This window comes from Rodentibacter heidelbergensis (assembly GCF_002000125.1).
GTDB lineage: Bacteria > Pseudomonadota > Gammaproteobacteria > Enterobacterales > Pasteurellaceae > Rodentibacter > Rodentibacter heidelbergensis.
The window spans coordinates 130,912-137,325 of sequence record NZ_MLHH01000012.1 but is presented as its reverse complement, the minus strand read 5'-3'; the positions used below and the strand labels follow the sequence as shown (position 1 = coordinate 137,325).

8 protein-coding genes and 1 pseudogene are annotated in these 6,414 nt (G+C 41.5%); 7 read left to right on the top strand and 2 right to left on the bottom strand.

From position 1 onward, the window contains the following. Positions 1-137, top strand: a pseudogene (locus BKK48_RS06665) (IS1595 family transposase); the annotation flags it as partial. A 72-nt stretch (positions 138-209) separates the two neighbouring features. Here BKK48_RS06665 and pmbA read toward each other — a convergent pair. After that, the gene (gene pmbA / locus BKK48_RS06660; protein WP_077427354.1) at positions 210-1,565 is read right to left on the bottom strand and encodes a metalloprotease PmbA; all 1,356 of its coding nucleotides are present in this window, start codon (positions 1,563-1,565) and stop codon (positions 210-212) included. Positions 1,566-1,653: 88 nt separating this feature from the next. Between pmbA and yjgA the strand changes: the two genes are divergently transcribed. The 6 genes from yjgA (at position 1,654) to rapZ (ending at position 5,489) form a co-directional block, all read left to right on the top strand. Next, entirely contained in the window at positions 1,654-2,190 is a 537-nt protein-coding gene (gene yjgA / locus BKK48_RS06655) for a ribosome biogenesis factor YjgA (protein ID WP_077427353.1), read from the top strand. A 92-nt stretch (positions 2,191-2,282) separates the two neighbouring features. After that, entirely contained in the window at positions 2,283-2,888 is a 606-nt protein-coding gene (gene lptC, locus BKK48_RS06650) for an LPS export ABC transporter periplasmic protein LptC (protein WP_077416644.1), read from the top strand. Then, on the top strand, positions 2,869-3,384 hold the full coding sequence (gene lptA / locus BKK48_RS06645; RefSeq protein ID WP_077416646.1) for a lipopolysaccharide transport periplasmic protein LptA: 516 nt from the start codon (positions 2,869-2,871) through the stop codon (positions 3,382-3,384). The genes lptC and lptA overlap by 20 nt, the downstream gene beginning before the upstream one ends. 3 nt (positions 3,385-3,387) lie before the next feature. After that, positions 3,388-4,113: an LPS export ABC transporter ATP-binding protein gene (gene lptB, locus BKK48_RS06640; protein WP_077416648.1), complete on the top strand. Its 726-nt coding sequence runs from the start codon at positions 3,388-3,390 to the stop codon at positions 4,111-4,113. A 2-nt stretch (positions 4,114-4,115) separates the two neighbouring features. Further along, positions 4,116-4,619 carry a PTS IIA-like nitrogen regulatory protein PtsN gene (gene ptsN, locus BKK48_RS06635; protein ID WP_077427352.1) on the top strand — a complete coding sequence of 168 codons (504 nt, stop codon included), beginning with the start codon at positions 4,116-4,118 and terminating at the stop codon, positions 4,617-4,619. A 15-nt stretch (positions 4,620-4,634) separates the two neighbouring features. Then, positions 4,635-5,489 carry an RNase adapter RapZ gene (gene rapZ / locus BKK48_RS06630; protein ID WP_077416652.1) on the top strand — a complete coding sequence of 285 codons (855 nt, stop codon included), beginning with the start codon at positions 4,635-4,637 and terminating at the stop codon, positions 5,487-5,489. 244 nt (positions 5,490-5,733) lie between these two features. Here the strand turns inward: rapZ and BKK48_RS06625 are convergent, their stop codons facing one another. Beyond that, positions 5,734-6,414, bottom strand: a complete 681-nt coding sequence (locus BKK48_RS06625) for a M15 family metallopeptidase (RefSeq protein ID WP_077427351.1) — start codon at positions 6,412-6,414, stop codon at positions 5,734-5,736.

Below are 6,414 nucleotides of genomic sequence, written 5' to 3'. Positions count from 1 at the left end.
ATTTACGCAAGTTTAACGGCATTCCCAAAGCACATTTTGAGTTGTACTTGAAGGAGTGTGAATGGCGTTTTAATCATAGCGACCTAAAACATCAAATTTCCATTTTAAAACAATTAGTTAAGGGTGTATTAGGTTAGTTATCTAGGACAGCCCCATTTATTAAATTAATAAGCCCACGTTGGTTTAACATTGTGGGCTTAATTGAAGGGTTAATTCCCTGAAACTTTCATTTTTTCCAATAAAATCGAGCCGGTTTGAATATTAGAACGGGTTTCGATATCATCAGCGACCGCCACCATATTTTTCAGCATATCGGGCAGTTGTCCCGCAATGGTGATTTCTGCCACAGGGTATTGAATTTCTCCGTTTTCTACCCAAAAGCCCGATGCACCACGAGAATAATCACCGGTGACAATGTTCACCCCTTGTCCCATCACATCGGTGACTAACAAACCGGTTCCCATTTCCCGTAATAGTGCGGTTAATCCGCCGGTTAAATTCGGTTGAACCAGCCAGTTATGAATCCCCCCGGCATGACCGGTACTTTTCATGCCCATTTTTTTTCCACTGTAATGGGTGAGCAAATAAGTTTGTAATACGCCGTTTTGTACGATTTCTAAATCTTGCGTGCGAACCCCTTCGCTATCAAAAGGGGTTGAGGCTAAACGTCGGAGAAGATGAGGGCGTTCGCTAAGGTTAAACCAGGAAGGGAGCACCGCTTTGCCTAAATGATCGAGTAAGAAACTTGACTTACGGTATAAACTGCCACCACTAATGGCGGCTGCAAAATGGGAAATAATACCGGTTGCGACATCGTTTAAGAAAACCGCCGGTACTTCTCGGGTGGTTAATTTTTGTGGATTTAAGCGTTTCACGACTTTTTGAGCCGCATTTTCGCCCACCCAAATAGGTGAGTGGAGCTTTTCAAATTCCCGTGAAACCGTGTATTCGTAATCATTTTCCAAGGCATCTTCCACACCGCCTATAACGGAGCAAGATAAGGAATAACGGCTGGATAAATAACTTTGTAACATCCCGTGGGTATTGCCATAAACACGGACACCGCAATGGGAATTAAAACTGGCGCCATTGCTATTGATAATACGTTTATCCGCCTCCAATGCCGCTTTTTCGGTTTGAAAGGCAAGTTCCATGGCTTTTTCAACATCAATCTCTGCCGGGTGATAAAGTTCCAAATCCGGTGCATGAAATGCCATTAATTCTTTTTCCGCCAAACCGGCACAGTCATCCGGTGAGGTATATTTGGCAATCGCCAAGGCGGCATCGACGGCATTTTTAATGGCACTTTCACTTAAATCAGAAGTGGAGGCATTGCCTTTTTGTTGCCCTAAATAAACGGAAATACCCAACGCGCCATCATTGGTAAATTCGACATTTTCAATTTCTTGTAAACGGGTTGAAACGGATAAACCGCTCACTTTGGTGACCCCCACTTCTGCACTGGCGCCGGCTTTTTGTGCCATTTCCAAGGCAAAGCTGACGGCTTGGCGTAATGCCTGCTCTTGTGTCTTTAAAAGTGCGGTCTGATTTTCTGTTGTTTTCATTGTCTTTTTTCCGTTAAAAATTTTTCGCATTTTATCTTATTTTCAAAGTTTATGCTAAAATGCGCCCAAATTTTAGAGAAGGGATAACATGGCAAAGCGTAATAAAAAAGAAGTTTTTGACTGGGAAGATGAAGAACAAGAAGAGATCATTTGGGTCAGTAAAAGTGAAATTAAACGTGATGCACAAGAGTTAAAACAACTGGGTGAAAAGTTGGTGAATTTGACGAAAAATAATTTGTCAAAAGTGCCGCTTGATGAGGCGTTGTTAGACGCCATTGAGCTTGCACAACGTTTACAAAAAGAAGCCCGCCGCCGCCAGTTACAATATATCGGTAAATTGCTTCGGGGTATCGATGTTAGCGCTATCCGTGATGCCTTGGATAAAATTGAAAATAAACATCTTCAACAACAAGCCATGCTTCATAAATTAGAAATATTGCGTGATGAATTAGTTGAAAAAGGCGATGTGGCATTGGCCGAGTTATTTAATGAATATCCCTCGGTGGATCGTCAGCAGTTGCGCAATTTAATTCGGGCAGCCCAAAAAGAGCGTGCGCAAAATAAGCCCTCAAAAGCATATCGTGAGATTTACCAATTGTTAAAAGATCTCATTTTGTCAGATTAAAATAGTTTGTTTTTTAATCGCTTTTAGGGCTAGAACCCGACTAAAATTGTGGTATTATTCGCCCTCAAATTGACACAGGACAAAACATTTTTATGAATATTCGTTGGAATATTATTTTGGGTGCGGCAGCACTTTGTTTATTGGGCTGGTATTATTCGTTAAATCAAGATAACGGCGATTTACAAAGTTTGGTGAAATCCCCGGATAGCCCTGATTATGTGGGTGAAAAAATGCAAACTACGGTTTTTTCACCGGAAGGCAAAAAGCAGTATTTCGCTTTGTCGGATCACGTTGAGTATTTTAATCAGGACGGTAAAACCAATTTTATTGCGCCATTGGTTTATCTTTTTGATGTGGCAGAGCCTAATTCCTCACCAAAAAATGATAAGGCAAAGGTGTTTGAAGCACAGAGTTGGAAGTTAAGTGCGAAAAAAGCCGTTCTGACAAAAGAGGAAATATTATATTTGGAAGGCGATGTTATTGCTGAAAGTTTGGAGCCAACTTCCCGTCTTCAGCGGGTTGAAACCCAATCCGCCCAGGTCGATTTAAAAACACAAGATATCACCTCTGAAAGTTCGGTGAAAATTAACGGACAAAATTTTTATTCCACAGGATTAAAAATGGTGGGAAATTTGCGTCAGCAAACGGCCACATTAAAAGAACAGGTAAAAACATACTATGAAATTAATAAACCATAAGCTTTTTCTTCTCACGACATTGGTGTTCACCTCTTTTTCGGCTTCGGCGTTGAAAGATGATACCAATCAACCCATTAATATTGTTTCCGATAATCAATCTCTAGATATGGAAAACAGTGTGGTGACATTTACCGATAATGTGGTAATTACACAGGGTTCAATTCTGATTAAAGCGAACAAAGTGGTGATTACCCGTCCGCCGGAAAATTCAGGTAAAAAAGAAACGGTGGAAGCCTTTGGCACGCCGGTGACCTTTCACCAGTTGTTAGATGATGGGAAACCGGTAGATGGTAAAGCCAATAAAGTCCATTATGATCTGGGAGCAGAATTTTTAACGCTGACAGGCAATGCAGAGTTAAAACAACTTGATAGCAAAATTAATGGCGAACGCATTACTTACGATGTGAAAAAACAACAGTTAAAAGCCAATGGGGGGAAATCACGCGTGAAAACCGTGTTAATTCCTGCTCAATTACAACAAAAAGGTAAAAAATAACCGATGTCTGTTTTACATGCCGAATTTCTCGCAAAAAGTTATAAAAATCGTAAAGTCGTTTCTGAGGTAAGCCTTACGGTTAATTCTAACGAAATTGTGGGGTTACTTGGCCCTAACGGGGCGGGCAAAACCACGACTTTCTATATGGTAGTGGGATTGGTGCGACAAGATCAGGGTAAAATCATTATTGATGGCGAGGATATTAGCTTGTTGCCAATGCATAGTCGTGCACAGCGTGGAATTGGCTATCTCCCTCAGGAAGCTTCTATTTTTCGCCGTTTAAGTGTTTATGATAATTTAATGGCGGTGTTGGAAGTTCGCAAGGATCTTAGCCCGGAACAACGCCGGGAAAGAGCGGATGAATTAATTGAAGAATTTAATATCGGGCATATTCGTGATAGCCTTGGCCAATCCCTTTCCGGTGGGGAACGCCGCCGTGTAGAAATTGCACGAGCCCTTGCCGCCAATCCTAAGTTTATTTTGCTCGATGAACCTTTTGCCGGGGTTGATCCGATTTCTGTCACGGATATTAAAAAGATCATTACCGATTTACGCAACCGTGGATTAGGCGTGTTGATTACCGATCACAATGTGCGTGAAACCTTAGATGTGTGCGAACGTGCTTATATTGTGGGCGAAGGCAAAATTATTGCCACAGGAACACCGCAAGAAGTGATGAATGATGAACATGTAAAACGTGTTTATTTAGGCGAACAATTTAAGTTATAGCGATGAAATTAACCGAGCTTTTTCGCCCTGAAAATATCCGTCAGGGTGTCTGCTTTTCAAGTAAAAAGCGTTTATTTGAATCCATTGCTCACTTTGTTGTAGAGCAATTACATTGCGACAAAGGCGAGCAAGCTTGTTTTGAATGTCTGTTTAATCGTGAAAAGTTGGGTAATTCGGGATTGGGCAATGGGGTAGCGATGCCAAAAGCAAAATTACCGGCTGATGCAACGGATAAAGCTTTAGCGGTTTTTATGCAATTGGAAACCCCCATTGATTATGATGCCCAAGATGGCAAGCCGGTGGATTTGGTCTTTGCGGTGCTCGTGCCGGAAAAACAGTGCCAAACCTATATTCCGGTGCTTTCTGCGTTAACGGAAAAACTGGCTGACAAAAATTTTCTCAAACAATTACGTTCGGCAAAAAGTGCGGAGGAAATTTGGCAAATTTTTGAAATTGTGGATCAAATGCCGGAAAGCACAGAGGCCTTGCCTGAGGATAACGCATAGTATTACGAGGTTTTTATGGAAATTATCATTATCAGTGGTCGTTCAGGAGCGGGGAAATCCGTTGCATTGCGTGCATTAGAAGATATGGGCTACTATTGTGTTGATAATCTTCCTTTGGATTTACTCTCTCAACTGACGGAAATTTTAGCGAAAAACCACAGTGCGGTGGCCATTAGTCTTGATATTCGTAATTTACCCGAATCAAGCCATTCCCTCGATCAAATTCTAACAGCCATTCAACAACGCTATACCACAAAAATTATTTTTTTAGAATCCGATCGCAGCACCCTCATTCGGCGTTATAGCGACTCCCGTCGTCTGCATCCGCTTTCTGTGAAAGATCTTTCTCTTGAAGCGGCGATTGATCAGGAATATCAACAGCTTGAACCCTTGCTTCAACATGCCAATTTCATTATTGATACCACGCATATTTCTACCCATAGCTTGGCGGAAAAACTACGCGAGTTCTTAAAAGGAAATACGGAAAAAGAACTGAAAATTGTGGTGGAATCTTTTGGCTTTAAATATGGGATTCCCCTTGATGCGGATTATGTTTTTGATGTGCGTTTTTTGCCCAATCCTCATTGGGATCCTCAGCTTCGACCGATGACAGGATTAGATGAACCGGTTGCCCGTTTTTTAAATAGCCATGATGATGTGAATCATTTTATCTATCGCACACGCAATTACATTGAAACTTGGCTTCCAATGTTGGAACAAAATAATCGGAGCTATTTAACTATTGCCATTGGATGCACTGGGGGGAAACATCGCTCTGTTTATATTGCCCAACAGCTTGGTGAGTATTTCCAAGCAAAAGGAAAAAATGTCAAAATCCAGCATAAATCCTTGGAAAAACATAAAAAATAGAAAAAAGTGCGGTAATAAAAAACGCTATTTTGTCAATATCATACAGTAATGCACAAAAATAGAAATTTTAACAAAATGTAGGGACACACTGCGTGTGTCCGCTATAAAAATTAAATTATTTCAATAGGTTGTTAACATTCGGACACACGCAGTGTGTCCCTACAACCGAATAAAAAAACAATCTGCAATGGCGATATGCCATCTTATTTTGTTTTTTATCAGCGTACTTTTTAAACACACTTTTCTAAACGATAAAGCCTTTAAAAATCTCTTCAAAATGGGCGATGAGGGTCTCTTTCCCGCCAACTTCTTCACCTTGCCAAGCCTGATGCAATAAATCAGGGGAAAATTGTTTGCTTGCTTGTTCGGCTAGAGGGCGGTAGCTAATATGCCAAGGTTCACGCCCGATTTTTTTCTCAGGCAGCATCGTCATAAAGGGAAGCGCAAAATCAAAATGTGGGAGATTTTCCGTGAGAAATTCGCTCAGTTCAAAGAAATAGCCACCTTTTTCATATTCCCAAGGTTCTAATTGTAATGTTTGTCCGGGGGGAAGAAGATCCGGATCGAAAATATCAATCTCCGTTCCCCAGTGGTGGCGGCTGGCCCCCGGCAAGGCCGACCAACGTAAAATGGCTTGGCATTTTTGCCAGTCTTCCAATAGGCTTAAATCTAACGCATTGCCTGCATCATCATGGACTTTCCGCTCCCCATTAAATTTACTGTTCCAAATCAGCTGTTGGCGGGCAAAATCCCTAAAACTACTTGCCGGCTGCAAATTAAAGCCGTTTTTGACCGCACTTTGTTGTAACCCCTGAAAGGCTTTTACCGCTTTGGCTTGTAGGAAATGATGAGGGGAGTGGGGCGTGGGTAGATAGATTAAGTGCTCACGGGATTGCCCGGTGAGCATTTTCGAAGTCAGCTTCAT